Below are 18,933 nucleotides of genomic sequence, written 5' to 3'. Positions count from 1 at the left end.
AAGCGTGTCCGCTCCTGTCATGAATCAACGATACGGCCTTGCGCTAGCAGTGTTACGGGAGTTGTGTTACCGTCTCCCATAACGTCGATACGTCTCCTGCGTATCAGCGATAGGCAAGGAGTCTCCACATGAGTGATGAGCGCGTGGCCGTCGTCAGCGGCGGCTCCCGGGGCATCGGCCGGGCGATCGCGACGACGCTGGCGGCACAGGGCTGCGCGGTCGTCGTGGGGTACAAGGGGTCGGCCTCGACCGCGGCCGGGGTGGTCGAGGCGATCACGTCGGCCGGTGGCCGGGCGATTGCGGCCCAGGCCGACGTGGCGGACGAGGCCGCGGTCGCGGCGATGTTCGACGAGGCGGAGAAGGCGTTCGGCGGGGTCGACGTCGTCGTGAACTCGGCGGGGCGGCTGGCGCTCTCCCCGATCGCGGACCTGGACCTCGCCGACCTTGACGCCCTGCACCGCACCAACATCCGCGGCACCTTCGTCATGGCGCGGGAGGCCGCGCGCCGGGCGCGCGCCGGGGGTGCGATCGTCAACCTGTCCACCTCGGTTGTGGGTCTGCAGTTCCCGAGCTACGGGGCGTACGCCGCCAGCAAGGGCGCAGTCGAGGCGATGACGCTCGTCCTCGCGCGCGAACTGCGGGGACGGGACGTCACGGCCAACGCGGTGGCGCCCGGCCCGACCGCCACCGAGATGTTCCTCGAGGGCAAGGACGACGCCACCATCGAGGGGCTCGCCCAGCAGGCCCCACTCGAGCGGCTCGGCACCCCCGAGGACATCGCCGAGGTCGTCGCCTTCCTTGCGAGTCCCTCGGGGCACTGGGTCAACGGGCAGGTCGTACGCGCGAACGGCGGCATCATCTGATGCCCGCCGCACCGCCGGTCATCGTCGTCACCGGGGCCTCCAGCGGGTTCGGCCGGCTCGCGGTCGTGGCCCTGGCACGCGCCGGGCACGCCGTCGTCGCCGGCCTGCGTCACACCAGGGGCCGTAACGCGCCGGCGGTCGCGGCCCTGGAACGGCTCGCACACGACGAGGACATCACCCTGTCGGCGGTCGACATGGACGTGCAGTCACAGGAGTCGGTCGACCGGGCGGTCGCCGCCGTCCTCGGCCGGCACGGGCGCCTGGACGTCGTCGTCCACAACGCGGGCCACCTGGTCCTCGGCCCTGCCGAGGCGTTCACGCCCGAGCAGCTCGCCGCGGTCTACGACGTCAACGTCCTCGGCACGCAGCGGGTCAACCGCGCCGCCCTGCCACACCTGAGGGAACAGGGTTCCGGGCTGCTGTTGTGGGTGGGAAGCTCCTCCACCCGAGGCGGTCACCCGCCGTTCATGGCCCCCTACTTCGCGGCCAAGGCCGCCATGGACGCCCTCGCGGAGAGCTACGCCGCCGAGCTCATCCGGTTCGGCATCGAGACCTCCATCGTCGTCCCCGGCGCCTTCACCTCGGGCACCGACCACTTCGTCAATGCCGGCGGCCCGGCCGACGCGGACCGGGAGAAGCAGTACGACGAGCTGTACGGCGGGCTCCGAGCGAGCCTCGGCGACCGGCTCGGCCGGCTCATCGCCCCGGACAGTGACGCGCAGTCCGTCGCCGACGAGATCGTCCGCATCGTCGGCCTTCCGTCCGGTCGGCGGCCGTTCCGCACCCACGTCGACCCCAGCAAGGACGGCAGCGAGGTGGTCTCCGCCGTCGCCGACCGGATCCGCGCCGAGTTCTACCACCGCGTAGGCATCGAGGACCTGCTGTCCTCGACCGCCTCACTCTGAAAACACATCACCGAGAAGGAAGATCATCATGCCGTTCGCCAACCTCAAGGTTCCCGCCGACACCCTGACCCCCGAGTCCAAGAAGAAGCTCATCGACGCCGTCACCGACGCCTACGCCAACGTGTACGGCGAGCGGGCCCGGGCGACCACTCTGGTCATCGTCGACGAGGTTCCGGACGGTGGCTGGGGCCTCGGCGGCGCCATCCTCACCGCGGAGATGCTCGGCCGAAGCTGAGCCCTCTCCCCGGGGCCGGATCGGGCAGCCGACTGTCCGATCCGGCCCCGTACCCATTTGTCCGGATCGTCCCGATGGTCGGGCGCTTGGGTCCGCCGCGGGTGAACCGGCGCAGCATCGTGTGCCCGATGCCCCTCTGGGCCAGCCACACCGGGATAAGGGTCATTATCATGGGTGGTTCGCTGACTCTGATTTCGCGTTTCGCGATGCGCGTTAGTTGTTTCGCGCGCTGGTGCGCTTAAAGATCGGTAGGTTGGGCGGGTGGATGTTGAAGTGGGTCCGGTGGAGTCGGTGGACGGTGGCGTGTGCGCGCTCGACGGGTGCGAGTTGGCGTTGCCTGCGGGTCGGCGGGGGCGGCCGGCCAAGTACTGCAGCAAGGCGCACGCCGATCAGGCCAGTCGGGATCGGCGTGCTGCGGATGCTGCGATGGTGGACGAGCCGCTGGGCAAGGCCGAGGCGCTCGCTCGTCTGTTGCCGGCCGCCATCAGTGATCTGCAGGAGCAGTTGACGCAGGCTCTTGCGTTGCTGGCGCAGGCGGAAGAAGGTGCGCTGAGTCGGGTTCGGCGGGCTGAGGGGGAGGCTGTCGCCGCTCGTCAGGGGGCCGCCGAGGCCGATGCTCGTGCCGAGGCTGCCGAGTTGGCTCGGCGGCGGGCCTTGCAGGAAGTTGAGGACGCCGTTGCCGAGCGGGATTCTGCGCGTGAGGAGGCTCGGCGGGCTCTTGCGGATGCTGAGCGGACGCGGAGTGACTGTGCTGCGCTCGTCGCCGTCCATCAGCAGGTTCGCGATGCCGCGCAGCGTGCCCAGGAGGTCGCCGAAGCGGCGCGGGATGCCAAGACCGCTGAGCTTCGTGAAGCCCGGCGGGCTCATGAGGAGGACGTCGCCCGGTATCAGGCCGCCGCCGCTCGGCAGGAGGAACAGGTGCTTGCGCTGCGCACCGAGTTCTCTCATGCGCAGGCTGCGTTGAGTGCTGCGCGGGAGGCTCTGGCTACCGCGCAGGGCGAGGCGCGTGCCGAGCGTGCGCGTGCTGAGACCGCTGAGCAGGCGTTGGATGCGGCTCGCCGCGAGAGTGAGACGGTCACTGCACGGGCCGCCGAATTGGACACTCGGTTGGCCTCGCTGCAGAAGGCGGTCGAGCGGGAGCGGGCGGAGGCCGCCGCTACGTCGACCGCTCAGCGGGCCGTCCTCGCTCGGCTGGAGGACGACCTCGCGGCTGCCCGCGCCGATGCCGCCGCCCAGCGCGAGCGCGCCGCCCTTGCTGAAGCCGCGCTTGCCGGTGCGCACGAGCGGGTGTCCGACGAGCGTCCTGCGGACGCGGACCAGCGGGAGGACGTCGGCTAGAACTAGCGTTCCCGCGAGGGCAATGAGTTCTGCCTTCTTCGGGCGCGGCTCGGCTGAGGCGCGTTCACCAGGGGATGGCGGCGTCCGGGCCGTGGAAAGTGCCGGTCGGGCCGTCGGCGGGGATTGTCGCGAACTGGGTCGGGACGACGGCGCCGTCGGACGGGGTGCGGTCGCCGCGCGGGAACGGCGCGGCGGCGTTCTGGTCGGTCGGGACCATTCCGGGGCTCACCGCGTTGACTTTGATGCCGTCCGCGCGAAGGGCGTCGGCGTAGATCAGGGTGAGGGCGTTGAGAGCGGCCTTGGACGAGCTGTAGGCGAGGAATTTGCGCAGGGGTATCGACGGGTTGCTCAGCAGGGTCAGCGACGCCAGGCCGCTGGACATGTTGACGATGCGCGCATTGCGGGAGCGGCGCAGCAGCGGCAGGCACGCCGACGTCACCGCCACCACCCCGAACACGTTCACCTCGTAGACCTCGCGGAGGTGCTCGGCGGTGACGTCGGCCGTCCGGACGCCCCACTCGGTCATGATTCCGGCGTTGTTGACGAGCACGTCCAGCCGTCCCGCCCCGGCGTCGATCGTGGTGACGGCCGCGGCTACCGAAGCCGGGTCGGTGACGTCGAGTTGCACGAACCGGATGTCCGCGCCGGACGATTCCGCGCGCAGTTCCGCGACCGCCCGGCCGCCGCGCTCCGGATCGCGGGCACCGAGGTGGACGACGAATCCCCGGTCGGCGAGACGGCGGACGATCTCCCGTCCGATGCCCTTGTTCCCGCCCGTGACGAGTGCGATTTCTTTCACGCCCCCAATCCCATCCGCACGGCCGCCCGGGACACAAAGACCCGATCGGTTCCGCGCCCTACCCTGACGGTATGCCGGAGCCGGAAATCCGCGAGTTGCGCTACTTCCGCGCGGTCGCCGAAGAACTCAACATCACCCGCGCGGCGGAACGGCTCGGCATCGCGCAGCCGCCGCTGTCGCGGGCCGTCCGCCAATTGGAGCGTCGGCTCGGTGTCGCGCTGTTCGACCGCGGCGGGCCCCGGCTCGCGCTGACGCGGGCCGGGACGACGCTGGCCGAGGAGGCCGCGGTCGTGCTCGACGCCCTCGACGCCGCCGTGCGCCGGACGCGGCGCGCGGGCCTCCCCCGCGACGTGCTCGTCGTGACCGCCAAGCCGGGCATCGCGACAGAGCTGCTGCGGGAGGTCGGCGGCCGGGCACGCGCGGAGCCGGACGCGCCGGAACTCCGCGTCGTCGTCAGCGGGTTCGGCGAGCAGGCCGACCTGGTCCGCACCGGACGCGCGGACGCCGCCATCGCCGGATGCTTCCACGGCCACGGTCTCGACACCGAGCCGCTGGCGACCGAACCGCGCGTCGCGGCGCTGGCCGAGGGGCACGCGCTGGCCGGGCGCGACGTCCTCCAGGCCGCCGACCTGGCGGCCGAGCCGGCTCCCCGGTGGGGCGGCTCCCCCGTGCTCGACCGCGCCTTCTGGCTCGGGCACCCGGACCGGCCCACGGACGGGCCCGTCGTGCGGGACACGGCCCAGCTGCTGGAGGTGGTCGCGCTCGGCCAGGCGGTCGCGCTGGTGCCCGCGTCGCTGGCCGTCCGCAATGTCCGGCCCGATGTCGTCTACCGTCCGGTGCGGGACGCGGCGCCGTACCGGACGCTCGCGTTGTGGCCGGCGGGCAGCCGGTCGCCCGGAATCGCCTGGTTCGTCAGGACGGCGCGGGACGTCGCCGCCGCGCTGACGGCAGGCTCGACGAGAGAAGGTGCGCGATGGGCAGGTTGAGCGGACGGCGAGCGGTCGTCACGGGCGGCGCCAACGGCGTCGGGCGGGCGATCGCCGCCGCGTTCGCCCGCGAGGGCTGCGACGTGTTCTTCACCGCGCTGAGCGACACATCGGCCGCCCAGGACACCGCCGCCGAGCTGCGCGCGACCGGCGTCCGCGCCGAGTACCTGCTGCTCGACGGCGCCGACCCGGACGCCCCCGAACGCCTCATGGACGAGGCGACCCGCGCGCTCGGCCTCATCGACGTCCTGGTGAACAACGCCGGGACCATGACCCGCACCGCATTTCTCGACATCACCCCCGAGCAGTACGACCGGGTCATGACGGTCAATCTCCGGTTCCCGTTCTTCCTGACCCAGGCGTTCGCCGCCCGGCTGCGTGCCGCGAACACCCCGGGAAGCGTCATCAACATCAGTTCGATCAGCGCCACGAAGGCGGTCAGCGCGATGGCGCATTACCAGTGCAGCAAGGCCGGGCTGTCGATGCTGACGCGCGGCGCGGCGTACGAACTGGCGCCGGACGGCATCCGCGTCAACACGATCTCCCCCGGCCTCACCGCGACCAAGGCCAACGCCGCGCAGTGGCGCGACGATCCCGGCGTGTGGCACGAGCGCAGCAAGGACATCCCGCTCGGCAGGCCCGGACGGCCGGACGATCTCGCCGGCGCCGCCGTCTTCCTCGCCGCGCCGGAGTCGGCGTGGATGACCGGCGGCGACATCGTGGTGGACGGCGGCAGCGCGGCCGTCTGACCCGGAAGGCAAATTCTAAAGTGCGCAGGCTTTCCCAAGAATTTACCTTTCGAGAACCGCCCACCTAAAGCGCGAACAACGCCACAGAAGGTCAATTAGATGCACGACGTTAATAATTCAGGTTAATTATAGGCCGACTTAAGCCCACGTTACGAGACTCGCCCGCGTCGAGTAGTCCGAGAGGGGCGTGGGCACGTCGTGGGCAACGGAATGGACACCTCCCGGCCGGACCGGGAAATCGCGGTGATCGGCCTTTCCTGCCGCTTCCCGCAGGCGCCCGGACCGGACGCTTTCTGGCGCCTGCTGCGCGCCGGAACGGACGCGATCACCGACGTTCCCGGCGACCGGCCGGGCACGGGCCGGGGCGGTTTTCTGGATCAGGTCGACGGTTTCGACGCCGCGTTCTTCGGCGTCTCCCCGCGCGAGGCCGCCGCGATGGATCCGCAGCAGCGGCTCATGCTGGAGCTGGCGTGGGAGGCGCTGGAGGACGCGCGGATCGTCCCGGCGGCGTTGGCGGGCTCGGCGGCGGCCGTGTTCGCGGGCGCCACGGCGGGCGACTACGCGAGCGTCGTACACGGCGAGATCACCCCGCACACCGCGACGGGCCTGAACCGCGGCGTCATCGCCAACCGCGTGTCGTACTCGCTCGGGCTGCGCGGCCCGAGCTTCACCGTCGACGCCGCGCAGGCGTCGTCGCTGGTCGCGGTGCGGCTGGCGTGCGAGAGCGTGCGCCGGGGCGAGGCCCCGATCGCGATCGCCGGGGGCGTCCACCTGAACCTGGCGCCCGAGAGCACCGAGGGCATGGCGAAGTTCGGCGCGCTCTCCCCCGACGGACGCTGCTACACCTTCGACGCCCGCGCCAACGGCTATGTGCGCGGCGAGGGCGGCGGCGCGGTCGTCCTCAAGCCGCTCGACGAAGCCGTGGCCGACGGCGACCGGATCTACTGCGTCATCCGGGGCGGCGCCGTCAACAACGACGGGGAGACGTCCGCGCTGACGGTCCCGGACGCGGACGCCCAGCGCGACGTGATCCGCCTGGCCTGCGCGGACGCTGCGACGACGCCGAACGAGATCCGCTACGTCGAGCTGCACGGCACCGGCACCCGGCGCGGCGACCCGGTCGAGGCGGCGGCGCTCGGCGCGGCCCTCGGCGCCGGGCGGGACGCTCCCCTGCCGGTCGGCTCGGTGAAGACCAACATCGGGCACCTGGAGGGCGCGGCGGGCATCGCGGGCCTGCTCAAGACGGCGCTCGCGCTCCATCACGGCGAGCTGCCGCCGTCCCTCAACCACGTCACGCCCCACCCGGACATCCCGCTCGGCGAGCTGAACCTGCGGGTGAACACCGAGCTGAGCCCGTGGGACGGTCCGCGCGTCGCGGGCGTGAGCGCGTTCGGGATGGGCGGGACCAACTGCCACCTCGTCCTCGCCGAGGCGCCGCCGGCGCAGCACCGCGAGCCGGAGCCGTCGCGCGGGCCGTGGGCGTGGCCGGTGTCCGCGCGCGACCCCGAGGCCCTGCGCGCCCAAGCCGCAGCGCTCCACGAACGGCTCCGGGACGCCGACGCGGACCCGGCCGACGTCGCCCACGCCCTCGCCACCACCCGCACCCAGTTCGAGCACCGCGCGGTCATCGTCGCCGACGAGCCCGCCGCGCTGCTGGACGGCCTGGAAAAGCTCGCCGCCGGGGAGCCGTCCCCGTCCGTGATGACCGGGTTCGCCGACGCCGAGGCGGCGTCGAGCCCCTTCCCTGAGGCCCCGGACCTGACGGCCATCGCCGCACTCCACGTCCAGGGCCACGCGATCGACTGGCAAGCGGTCATCGACCGTCCCGACCCGCGTCCGGTCGACCTGCCCACCTACGCGTTCCAGCGCGAGCGCCACTGGCCGGTCACCGAGACGACCACCGACGACGCCATCGCGATCGTCGGCATGGCCTGCCGCTACCCCGGCGGCGCGACGACGCCCGAAGCGCTCTGGGACCTGGTCGCGGCGGGCGCCGACGCGATCGGCCCGCCGCCCGAGGGCCGGGGCTGGAACCTCGCCGGGCTGGACCTCGGCGCCTACGGCGGCGAGGGCGGCTACCTCTACGACGCGGGCGACTTCGACCCCGAGCCGTTCGGCATCAGCCCCCGCGAGGCGCTGGCGATGGACCCGCAGCAGCGCCTGCTGCTGGAGACGGCCTGGGAGACGTTCGAGCGCGCGGGCGTCGACCCGGACGCGCTGCGCGGCACCGACACCGGCGTCTTCACCGGCATGATGGCGCAGGACTACGGCCCCCGGATGCACGAGTCGTCGCCCGCGACCGGCGGTTACGTGCTGACGGGCAGTTCGGCGAGCGTCGCGTCCGGTCGGTTGGCGTACGCGTTCGGCCTGGTCGGCCCGACGATGACGATCGACACGGCGTGCTCGTCGTCGCTGGTGGCGCTGCATCTGGCGGCGCAGGCGCTGCGCGGCGGCGAGTGCTCGCTGGCGCTGGCGGGCGGCGTGACGGTCATGGCGTCGCCGGGCCTGCTGGTGGAGTTCAGCCGCCAGCGCGGGCTGTCCCCGGACGGGCGCTGCCGCGCGTTCGCCGACGGCGCGGACGGCACCGGCTTCAGCGAGGGCGCGGGCCTGCTGCTGCTCGAACGGCTGTCGGACGCGCGCCGCAACGGCCGCCGGGTGCTGGCGATCCTGCGGGGCTCGGCGGTGAACTCCGACGGCGCGTCCAACGGCCTGACCGCGCCGAACGGGTCGTCGCAGCAGCGGGTGATCCGGCGGGCGCTGGCGGACGCGGGGCTCGCGCCGTCCGACGTGGACGCGGTCGAGGCGCACGGCACCGGGACGACGCTCGGCGACCCGATCGAGGCGAACGCGCTGCTCGCCACCTACGGCCAGGACCGGGAGACGCCGCTGCTGCTCGGCTCGGTGAAGTCCAACATCGGGCACACGCAGGCGGCGGCGGGCGCGGCCGGGGTCATCAAGATGGTGCAGGCGATGCGGCACGGCGTGCTGCCGCGCACGCTGCACGTCGACCGGCCGTCGGAACGGGTGGACTGGACGGGCGGCGCCGTGCGCCTGCTCACCGAGGACACCGCCTGGCCGGAGACCGGACGGGCCCGCCGCGCGGCCGTGTCGTCGTTCGGGATCAGCGGGACGAACGCGCACGTCATCCTCGAACAGCCCGCGCCCGACGAGGAGATCGTCCGCGACGCGGGTCCCGTCCCGTGGCTGCTGTCGGCGCGCACCGACGCCGCGCTGCGCGCCCAGGCGCGGAGCCTCGGGGACGTCACGGCCGACCCCGCCGACGTCGCGGTCACGCTGCGCAGACGCGCCGCGCTCGACCACCGCGCCGTCATCATCGGTGAGACCCCGGCGGAGTTCCGCGCGGCGCTGGACGCGTTCGCGACCGGGGGCCCGGCCGTGCGGGGCATCGCGGGGCACGTGGGGCGGACGGCGTTCGTCTTCCCCGGCCAGGGCCCCCAGTGGGCCGGGATGGGCGCCGGACTCCTGGCGGAATCCGAGGAGTTCGCCGCGTCCGTCGACGAGACCGAGCGGGTCTTCGCCCGGTATGTCGACTGGTCCCTGACCGACGTGCTGCGGACCGGCGACAGCCTGGACCGCGTCGAGATCGTCCAGCCCGCCCTGTTCGCGATGATGGTCGCGCTCGCCCGGGTCTGGCGGGCGCACGGCGTGACGCCCGGCGCGGTGCTCGGGCACTCGCAGGGCGAGATCGCCGCCGCGCACGTCGCGGGCGCGCTCGACCTGGACGACGCGGCGCGGATCGTCCTGCGCCGCAGCGCGCTCATCGCCGACCGCCTCGCGGGGGCGGGCGGCATGGCCTGGCTGGCGCTGCCCTCCGCCGAGGCCGCCGAGCTGCTGCGCGACACCGGCACCGGCGGCGCGGTCTCGGTCGCCGCGCGCAACGGCCCGCACGCCACGGTCGTCGCCGGGGAGGCGGGCGCGCTCGCGGCGGTGGTGGCGGCGTGCGAGGAACGCGGGATCCAGGCGCGGACGATCCCGGTGGACTACGCGTCCCACACGCCGCACGTCGAGGCGATCCGCGACGACCTTCCGGCGGCGCTGGACGGCCTCGCGCCCCGGACGTCGGAGGTCCCGTTCTTCTCGACGGTGACCGGCGGGCCGTTCGACACGGCCGGCGCCGACGCCGCCTACTGGTACCGGAACCTGCGTTCGCCCGTGCTGTTCGAGGACGCCGTCCGCGCGCTGCTCGACGCGGGGTTCACCACGTTCATCGAGGTCAGCCCGCACGCGGTGCTGACGGGCGCGATCGAGGACACCGGGCCGGACGCGACGGTGTTCGGCACGCTGCGCCGCGACGAGGGCGGAAGGCGGCGCCTGCTGACCGCGCTCGCCCACGCCCACGTCGCGGGCCTGCCCGTCACCTGGCCCGACGTCGCCGGACGCTTTGTCGACCTGCCGACCTACCCGTTCCAGCGGCAGCACTTCTGGATGAACACGCCCGCCCCCGGCCAGGCCCCGGACGCGCACGCGCTGCTGGACACGGGCGTGGAGGTCGCGGGTTCGGGGGCGATGGTCTTCAGCGGGACGGTGTCGCTCGACACGCATCCCTGGCTCGCCGACCACGCCGTCCGGGGCACCGTGCTGCTGCCGGGGACCGGGCTGCTCGACCTCGCGCTGCACGCCGGGGCGCACGCGGGCGCCGAGCGGGTGGACGAGCTGGTCCTCGAAACGCCGCTCGTGCTGCCCGCCGACGGGACCGCGCAGCTCCAGGTCACGGTGGCCGAGCCCGACGACGAGGGCGGGCGCGCGCTGGCCGTCCACTCCCGCCGCGACGGCGCGTGGACGCGGCACGGCAGCGGACGGCTCGTCCCCACAGCCCCGAGCGAAGGGGAGACTGCCGCGTGGCCGCCGCCCGGCGCGGCGCCGATCGACCTCGACGGCTGCTACGACGCGCTCGCCGCCACCGGCTACGAGTACGGCCCGGCGTTCCAGGCGCTGGAGGCCGCGTGGCGGCGCGGCGACGAGGTGTTCGCGCAGGTCCGGCTGCCGGCCGGGCAGCAGCGGGACGCCGACCGGTTCGCGCTGCACCCCGTCCTGCTCGACGCCGCGCTGCACGCGGTGCTGGTCAGCGGCGCCGGGGACGGGACGCGGCTCCCGTTCGCCTGGCACGACGTCCGGCTCGCGGCGACGGCGGCGGACCTGCTGCGGGTGCGGATCACGCTGTCCGGGCCGGACGCGCTGGCGATCGAGGCGACCGACGGCACCGGACGGCCCGTCGTGTCGGTCGGCTCGCTGACGCTGCGGCCCGTCGATCCGGACGGCCTCGCGGGCGGCACCGACGATTCGCTCTACGTCGTGGACTGGCGGCAGATCGAGCCGCCGCCCGTCGACGGCCCGCCGGACTGGCCCGTGCTGGACGGCGAGCCCCTGGATCCCGTCCCGGCGACGGTCCTGCTCCGCTGCGAGGGCCGGGACGTTCACGAAGGCACGAACGCCGTCCTGGACGTCCTGCGGACCTGGCTCACCGACGACCGGTACGAGCAGTCGACGCTGGTCGTCCAGACGAGGTCGGCGACCGGCCCGGCGCCCGAGGACCTGACCGGCGCGGCCGTCTGGGGGCTCGTGCGCTCGGCGCAGACCGAGCACCCCGGCCGGTTCGTGCTGGTGGACGCCGACGGCGACGTGACGCCGGAGCAGGTCGCGGGCGCCGTCGCCACCGGAGAGCCGCAGCTCGCGTTCCGCTCGGGCGTGCTGACGGTGCCGAGGCTCGTGCGCGGCCGTCCGGAAGGGACGGCGCGGCCGATCGACCCGGACGGCACCGTGCTCGTCACCGGCGGCACCGGCGGGCTCGGCGCGCTGATCGCCCGGCATCTGGCGGACGCGCACGGCGTGCGGCACCTCGTCCTCGCCAGCCGCACGGGCGCCGACGCGCCCGGCGCGGACGAGCTGCGCCGCGACCTGGAAGCGCTCGGCGCGACCGTCACGCTCGCGGCCTGCGACGCCGCCGACCGCGACGGCCTCGCCGCGCTCCTGGCAGCGATCCCGGCGGACCGTCCGCTGACGGCCGTCGTCCACGCGGCGGGCGTCCTCGCCGACGCCCCGGTCGAGAGCCTGACCGCGCGGCAGCTCGACGACGTCCTGCGGCCCAAGGCCGACGCGGCGCGGAACCTGCACGAGCTGACCGCCGGGCACGACCTCGCCGCGTTCGTGCTGTTCTCGTCCATCGCGGCGACCGTCGGCACCGCGGGCCAGGCCGGGTACGCCGCCGCGAACGCCTACCTCGACGCGCTCGCCGCGCGGCGGCACGCGGCGGGGCTGCCCGCGACGGCGATCGCGTGGGGCCTGTGGGAGGCCGGGACGGGGATGACGTCCCATCTCGACCGGACCGACGTGCGGCGGCTCGCGCGCGCCGGGATCGGCCGGTTCGACACCCCGCACGGGCTCGCGCTGTTCGACGCGGCCGTCGGCGGGGACCTGCCGGTGCTGGTCGCGGCGCGGCTGACGCTGCGCGAGGTGCGGACGGAGACGTCGCACGCGATCCTGCGCGTCCTGCGGCGGCCCCGGACGCGGCGGGCCGCGCGCGGCGCCGAGCCGGGCCCGCGCCGCGCCGCCGCGCCCGGCGTGCTCGCCGCCCGCGACCCCGCGAGCGTGCAGGCGCTGGTCAACGGCCAGATCGCGGACGTCCTCGGCTACGGCGGCGCGGACGCCGTCGACGGCCGCCGCCCGTTCAAGGACCTCGGGATCGACTCGCTGTCGGCGGTGGAGCTGCGCAACCGGCTCGCGGCGGCGACGGGCCTGCGGCTGCCGAGCACGGTCGTGTTCGACCATCCGTCGCCCGGCGCGCTCGCCGATTTCCTCGTGGCCCGGCTGACGGATTCCGCGCCGCTTCCCGCGGCGCCGCGAACGGCTCCCGCAGTGGACGACGACCCGGTGGCGATCGTCGGAATGGCGTGCCGTTTCCCGGGCGGCGTCGACGGCCCGGACGCCCTGTGGGCCGTGGTGCGCGACGGCGCCGACGTCATTTCCGGATTCCCCGAGGATCGCGGCTGGGATCTGGCCGCCCTCTACGACCCGAACCCCGAAAAGCCCGGCACCTGCTACGCCCGCGACGGCGGTTTCCTCGACGCGGCAGCCGATTTCGACGCGGACCTGTTCGGCATCAGCCCGCGCGAAGCGCTCGCGATGGACCCGCAGCAACGGCTGCTGCTCGAAACGGCCTACGAGGCGTTCGAGCACGCCGGAATTCCGGTGGACGCGCTGCGGGGCAGCGACACCGGCGTCTTCACCGGCGTGCGGTACAGCGATTATCCGGCGCTGCTCCAGGCGTCGGCCGACGACGTCGACGGGCATGTCGGCCTCGGCAACGCGGTGAGCGTCGCGTCGGGGCGGATCGCCTACACGTTCGGGCTGGTCGGCCCGGCGGTGACGGTCGACACGGCGTGCTCGTCCGCGCTGGTCGCGCTGCACGTCGCGGCGCAGTCGCTGCGGCGCGGGGAATGCTCGCTGGCGCTCGCGGGCGCCGCGACCGTGATGCCGACGCCGGAACTGCTCATCGAATTCGCCCGCCAGCGCGGGCTTTCCCCGGACGGCCGGTGCAAGGCGTTCTCCGACGACGCCGACGGCACCGGATTCAGCGAAGGCGTCGGCGTCCTGCTCGTCGAGCGGCTTTCGGACGCCCTGCGCAACGGGCACCGCGTCCACGCCGTTCTGCGGGGCTCGGCGGTCAATCAGGACGGCGCGTCCAACGGCCTCACCGCGCCGAACGGGCCGTCCCAGGAAAGCGTCATCCGCAGCGCGCTCGCGGACGCGGGACTGAGCCCGTCCGACATCGACGCCGTCGAAGCCCATGGAACGGGCACCCCGCTCGGCGACCCGATCGAAGCGCAGGCGCTCATCGCGACGTACGGGCACGACCGCGCGAATCCGCTGTGGCTGGGATCCATCAAATCCAACATCGGCCACACGCAGGCCGCCGCGGGCATCGCCGGAATCATCAAGACCGTTCACGCGATGAAACACGGCGTCCTCCCCCGCACCTTGCACGTCGCCCGGCCGACCGCCCGCGTGGACTGGCCGGACGACGCCGTCCGGCTCCTCACCGAGAACACGCCGTGGCCGGAGACCGGCCGGCCGCGCCGCGCCGCGATCTCCGCCTTCGGCATCAGCGGGACGAACGCCCACGTCATCCTCGAACAGCCGCCCGCCGCGCCGGACGCCGAGCCCGGCACCGCGACCCCGCCGTGGGTGCTGTCCGCCGCGACCGAGGCGGCGCTGCGCGCCCAGGCCGCCCGGCTGAGCGCCTTCGCCGCCGAGCGCGACCCGCGCCCGGCGGACGTCGCGCGCACGCTGCTCCACGGCCGCGCGGCCCGCGAGCACCGCGCCGTCGTCCTCGGCGACGCCCCGGACGAGTTCCGCAGCGGTCTCGACGCCCTCGCGCGCGGCGAGGCGGCGCCGAACGTCGTCGTCGGCGGGCCCGTCCGCGAGGCGCCGCGTCCCGTGCTGGTGTTCCCCGGCCAGGGGCCGCAGTGGATCGGGATGGGCGCGGAACTCCTGGCGGAATCGGAGGAGTTCGCCGCGTCCATCGCCGCGATCGAGGCGGCCTTCGCCCGGCACGTGGACTGGTCCCTGGCCGAGGTGCTGCGCACCGGCGACGGCCTCGACCGGGTCGACGTCGTCCAGCCCGCGCTGTTCGCGATGATGGTCGCGCTGGCGCGGCTGTGGGAGGCGTCCGGCGTCACGCCCGCCGCCGTCGTCGGCCACTCCCAGGGCGAGATCGCCGCCGCGCACGTCGCGGGGGCGCTCACGCTGGACGAGGCCGCCGCCGTCGTCCTGCTGCGCAGCCGCGTCATCGCCACGGAACTCACCGGCACCGGCGGCATGGCGTCGGTCGCGCGGCCCGCGCCGGACGTCGCCGCCGACCTGGCCCGGCACGGCGGGGACCTGGCCGTCGCGGCGTTCAACGGCCCCGCCTCGACGGTCGTCGCCGGGGACCCAGATGCACTCACTGAGCTTCTCGCGTCGTACGAGGCGGCGGGCGTCCGGGCCACGCGCATCCCCGTCGACTACGCCTCGCACGTGCCCGCCGTGGAGCGCGTCGAGGAGCCGCTGCGCGCGGCCCTGGCCGGGATCGAGGCGCGTCCGGCCGAGCTGCCGTTCTACTCGACCGTGACCGGCGGACGGCTGGACGAACCCGCCTTCGACACCGGCTACTGGTACCGGAACCTGCGCTCGCCCGTCCTGTTCGAGAACGCCGTCCGCGCCCTCATCGCCGCAGGTCACACCACGTTCGTGGAGGTCAGCCCGCACGCCGTCCTCACCGGCGCGATCCAGGACATCGACCCCGGCGTCACCGCGTTCGGGACGCTCCGCCGCGACCAGGGCGGGCCCCGCCAGTTCCGCACCGCGCTCGCCCACGCCCACGTCGCGGGCCTGCCGGTCGCCTGGCCCGCCGGCGGCGCCGGCGTGGAGCTGCCGACCTACGCGTTCCAGCACCGCCGCTACTGGCCGTCGGCCGCGCCGCCCCGCGCGGACGCGCGCGGCCTCGGCCTGACGCCCGGCGCGCACCCGATCCTGTCGGCGCAGCTCACCCTGGCCGACGGCGACGGGCTCGCGCTGACCGGGACGATGGCGCCCGGCACCCATCCGTGGCTCGCCGACCACGCCGTCGGCACGACGACACTCGCGTCGGGGACGACGTTCGTGGAGTTCGCGCTGCACGCCGCCGAGCAGGCGTTCGCGGCGGCGGTGGACGAGCTGACGCTGCACGTCCCGCTCGTCCTCGGCGCCGAGCCCGTCGCGCTGCAGGTGCTCGTCGGCGACGCGGACGAGACGGGGACGCGGTCCCTGACCGTCCACTCGCGCCCGGCGGGCGGGTCCGGGGCGTGGACGCGGCACGCCGAGGGCGTGCTGAGTTCCGTCCACCGGGTGCCCGGCGCGCCGCTCGACGCGGTCTGGCCCCCGCCCGGCGCGGCGCCGCTGCCGGTGGACGGCGTCTACCCGGCCCTCGCCGAGCGCGGCTACCACTACGGGCCGGTGTTCCGGGGCCTGCGCGCCGCGTGGCGCGACGCCGACCACCACTACGCCGAAGTCGTGCTGGACGAGAGCGTCGACGTCGCCGGGTTCTGTCTGCACCCGGCGCTGCTCGACGCGGCGCTGCACGTCCTCGCCATCGACGATCCGGAGGACGGCGTCCGGCTGCCGTTCAGCTGGTCCGGGATCCGGATCCACGCGACGGGCGCGACGGCGCTGCGGGTGCGGATCTCCCGCACGTCCGACGAGGCCGTGGCCCTGGACCTCTTCGACGCCGCGGGCGCGCCGGTCGCGTCGATCGGCGAGCTGCGGATGCGCTCCGCCGACCCGGACCTGCTGGCCCGCCGCGCCGACGACGACGCGCTCTACCGGCTGCAATGGACACCGGTCGCGCTCCCCGCCGACCCGCCGCCGCTCACCAGCGCGGTGATCCTCGGCGCGGACGATCTCGACGCGCTCGGACCGGACGTGCCGGACGCGGTGATCTACGACGTCGCCGCCGAGGACGAGGTCGTCGCGGGCGCCCACCGGACCGCGCTGCGCGTGCTGACCGTCCTGCAGCGCTGGCTGGCCGACGAACGGTTCGCCGCGTCCCGGCTGGTCGTGCGGACCGCGCACGCGAGTCTGGCCGCCGGAGTCGCGCCCGGCCTGCTGCGCAGCGCGCAGGCCGAGCACCCCGGCCGGTTCGTCCTCCTCGACGTGGACGCCCCGCCGGACGACCTCGCCGCGCTGCTCGCCCTGGACGAGCCGGAGATCGTCGTCCGGGCCGGGGCGGCGTCGGTGCCGCGCCTCGTCCGGGCGACCGCGGACGGCCCCGGCCCGCTGCCCGAGACGCCCGGCTGGCGGCTGGAGCCCGCCGCGGACGGCGCGCTGGACGGCCTCGCGTTCGCGCCGACCGCCGAGGCCGACCGTCCGCTGGCGCCGGGCGAGGTGCGCGTCGCGGTGCGCGCGGCCGGGCTGAACTTCCGGGACGTGCTGATCGGGCTCGGCCGCCACCCGCGCGTCCCGATGGGCAGCGAGGCCGCCGGGATCGTCCTGGACACGGCCCCCGACGTCACCGATCTCGCGCCCGGCGACCGCGTCTTCGGCCTGTTCTCCGGCGGCATCGCCGACATAGCAGTCACCGACCGCTATGTGCTCGCCGTGATTCCGGACGAGTGGTCGTTCACCGAGGCCGCCGCCGTCCCGATGGCCTACCTCAGCGCCTGGTACTGCCTGGACGACCTCGCGGGACTGCGGCCGGGCGACAGCGTGCTGGTCCACGCGGGCGCGGGCGGGTTCGGAATGGCGGCCGTCCAGCTCGCCCGGCACCGGGGCCTGGACGTCTACGCGACGGCCAGCCCCGGCAAATGGGACACGCTGCGGGCGCTCGGCGTGCCGGACGACCACATCGCCTCGTCCCGCACCCTGGACTTCGCCGAGCGGTTCGCCGGACGCGGCATGGACGCCGTCCTCAACTCGCTCACCGGTGAGTTCCTGGACCGCTCGCTGGATCTGCTGGCTCCCGGCGGACGGTTCATCGAGCTGGGCAAGGCGGACGTCCGCGACCCGGCGGACCTGCGTCCCGACATCGTCTACCGCACGCTCGCGCTGGCCGACGCCGGTCCGGAGCGCATCCAGCACTTGTTCGCCGGAATCCTCGCGCTGTTCGCCGACGGGACGCTGCCGCCCATGCCGGTGAAGGTCTGGGACGTCCGCCGGGCGCACGAGGCGTTCCGGTACTTCGCGCAGGGCCGCAACATCGGCAAGCTCGCGCTGACCGTCCCGAGCCGTCCGGGTCCGGCGGGCACCGCGCTGATCACCGGCGCGACGGGCGCGCTCGGCTCGCTCGTCGCGCGGCACCTCGCCGGGCGGCCCGGCGCGTCCCACCTGCTGCTGGTCAGCCGCCAGGGCCGGGACGCCGCGACGGCCGCCGAGCTGGAGGCGGACCTGACCGCGCGCGGCGCGACCGTCACGTTCGCCGCGTGCGACGCCGCCGACCGCGACGAACTCGCCGCCGCGCTCGCCGCCGTCCCGCCCGACGAGCCGCTCACGACCGTCGTCCACGCGGCGGGCGTGGTGGACGACGCGATGCTCACGGCGCTGACGCCCGCCCAGCTCGACACCGTCCTGCGGCCGAAGGTCGACGCGGCCTGGAACCTGCACGAGCTGACCGCCGGGTGCGAGCTGTCGGAGTTCGTCCTGTTCTCGTCGCTGGCCGGGACGGTCGGCGGCCTCGGGCAGGCCAACTACGGCGCGGCCAACGCGTTCGTCGACGCGCTCGCCGCCCACCGGCACGCGCGCGGCCTGCCCGCCGCGTCGCTCGGCTGGGGCCTGTGGGGCGTGCGCAGCGCGATGACCGGGCATCTCGGCGAGCTCGACCTCGGCCGCCTCGGCCGGTCCGGGCTGCGGCCGATGTCCGCCGACGAGGGCCTGGCGCTGCTGGACGCGGCGCTCGGCCGCGGCCTGCCGCAGGTGTTCCCCGCCCGGCTGGACCTCACGGCGCTGGACCGCGTCCCGGCCGTGCTGCGGAACCTCGCCGGGGCCGGCGCGCGGCGGATCGCGGCGGGCGTCGCCGGGGAGGCCGACCTGCGGCAGCGGCTCGTCGCGCTCCCGCCGGGCGAGCGGTCGCGGCTGCTGCTCGACCTCGTCCTGCGGCACACCGCGACGGCGCTCGGGCACGCCGCCGGGGAGCTGGCGGACGGCGACCGCGCGTTCAAGGAACTCGGCATCGACTCGCTGACGGCCGTCGAGGTCCGCAACCTGCTCAACGCCTCGACCGGCCTGCGGCTGCCCGCGACGCTCGTGTTCGACCACCCGACCCCGGCGGCGCTGGCCGACCGGCTCCGCGCCGAGCTGGCGCCCGGCGACGACGGCGGGACCGCCGCCGAGGTGGACCGGATCGAGGCCGCGCTCGCCGCGCTCGCGCCCGGCGCGGACGAGGTCGACCTCGTCACCGCGCGGCTCGACGCGCTGCTGCGCGCCTGGCGCGACCGGCACGCCGGGACGGACGCCCGTCCGAAACGGGACTTCAGCGAGGCCACGGACGACGAACTGTTCGAGGCGCTCGACAACGGCCTCTCCTGATCGGG

Annotated in this window: 8 protein-coding genes; 6 read left to right on the top strand and 2 right to left on the bottom strand. The window is 74.7% G+C overall.

Annotated elements, in window-relative coordinates:
* The first annotated feature begins 128 nt into the window (after positions 1-128).
* The 3 genes from GQ466_RS24720 to GQ466_RS24710 are packed head-to-tail and all read left to right on the top strand — an operon-like array spanning position 129 to position 2,003.
* A complete protein-coding gene (locus GQ466_RS24720) occupies positions 129-863 on the top strand; it encodes an SDR family oxidoreductase (RefSeq protein WP_161105418.1) in 735 nt (244 codons plus the stop codon).
* Positions 863-1,768: an SDR family NAD(P)-dependent oxidoreductase gene (locus GQ466_RS24715; RefSeq protein WP_161105417.1), complete on the top strand. Its 906-nt coding sequence runs from the start codon at positions 863-865 to the stop codon at positions 1,766-1,768. The genes GQ466_RS24720 and GQ466_RS24715 overlap by 1 nt, the downstream gene beginning before the upstream one ends.
* Positions 1,769-1,796: 28 nt before the next feature.
* Entirely contained in the window at positions 1,797-2,003 is a 207-nt protein-coding gene (locus GQ466_RS24710; RefSeq protein ID WP_161105416.1) for a tautomerase family protein, read from the top strand.
* A 213-nt stretch (positions 2,004-2,216) separates the two neighbouring features.
* Here the strand turns inward: GQ466_RS24710 and GQ466_RS24705 are convergent, their stop codons facing one another.
* Both GQ466_RS24705 and GQ466_RS24700 read right to left on the bottom strand, forming a co-directional pair.
* Positions 2,217-3,284: a hypothetical protein gene (locus GQ466_RS24705; protein ID WP_161105415.1), complete on the bottom strand. Its 1,068-nt coding sequence runs from the start codon at positions 3,282-3,284 to the stop codon at positions 2,217-2,219.
* A gap of 121 nt (positions 3,285-3,405) precedes the next feature.
* The gene (locus GQ466_RS24700) at positions 3,406-4,140 is read right to left on the bottom strand and encodes an SDR family oxidoreductase (protein ID WP_337193613.1); all 735 of its coding nucleotides are present in this window, start codon (positions 4,138-4,140) and stop codon (positions 3,406-3,408) included.
* A 71-nt stretch (positions 4,141-4,211) separates the two neighbouring features.
* Between GQ466_RS24700 and GQ466_RS31965 the strand changes: the two genes are divergently transcribed.
* The 3 genes from GQ466_RS31965 (at position 4,212) to GQ466_RS31960 (ending at position 18,928) form a co-directional block, all read left to right on the top strand.
* Positions 4,212-5,126, top strand: coding sequence for a LysR family transcriptional regulator (locus GQ466_RS31965; RefSeq protein ID WP_161105414.1), 915 nt, complete (start codon positions 4,212-4,214; stop codon positions 5,124-5,126).
* Entirely contained in the window at positions 5,114-5,875 is a 762-nt protein-coding gene (locus GQ466_RS24690) for an SDR family NAD(P)-dependent oxidoreductase (RefSeq protein ID WP_161105413.1), read from the top strand. The genes GQ466_RS31965 and GQ466_RS24690 overlap by 13 nt, the downstream gene beginning before the upstream one ends.
* A gap of 243 nt (positions 5,876-6,118) precedes the next feature.
* On the top strand, positions 6,119-18,928 hold the full coding sequence (locus GQ466_RS31960; protein WP_161105412.1) for a type I polyketide synthase: 12,810 nt from the start codon (positions 6,119-6,121) through the stop codon (positions 18,926-18,928).
* Positions 18,929-18,933: the final 5 nt, after the last annotated feature.

Source organism: Actinomadura rayongensis (assembly GCF_009831215.1).
GTDB classification, from domain to species: Bacteria; Actinomycetota; Actinomycetes; order Streptosporangiales; family Streptosporangiaceae; genus Spirillospora; species Spirillospora rayongensis.
This window is presented reverse-complemented; position numbering and strand designations above follow the sequence as displayed.

Bases quoted from the DNA above. Each gene is read 5' to 3' on its own strand.
- GQ466_RS24720 (WP_161105418.1), top strand. From the start codon at position 129: ATGAGTGATGAGCGCGTGGCCGTCGTCAGCGGCGGCTCCCGGGGCATC.
- GQ466_RS24690 (WP_161105413.1), top strand. From the start codon at position 5,114: ATGGGCAGGTTGAGCGGACGGCGAGCGGTCGTCACGGGCGGCGCCAAC.
- GQ466_RS24715 (WP_161105417.1), top strand. From the start codon at position 863: ATGCCCGCCGCACCGCCGGTCATCGTCGTCACCGGGGCCTCCAGCGGG.
- GQ466_RS31965 (WP_161105414.1), top strand. From the start codon at position 4,212: ATGCCGGAGCCGGAAATCCGCGAGTTGCGCTACTTCCGCGCGGTCGCC.
- GQ466_RS24710 (WP_161105416.1), top strand. From the start codon at position 1,797: ATGCCGTTCGCCAACCTCAAGGTTCCCGCCGACACCCTGACCCCCGAG.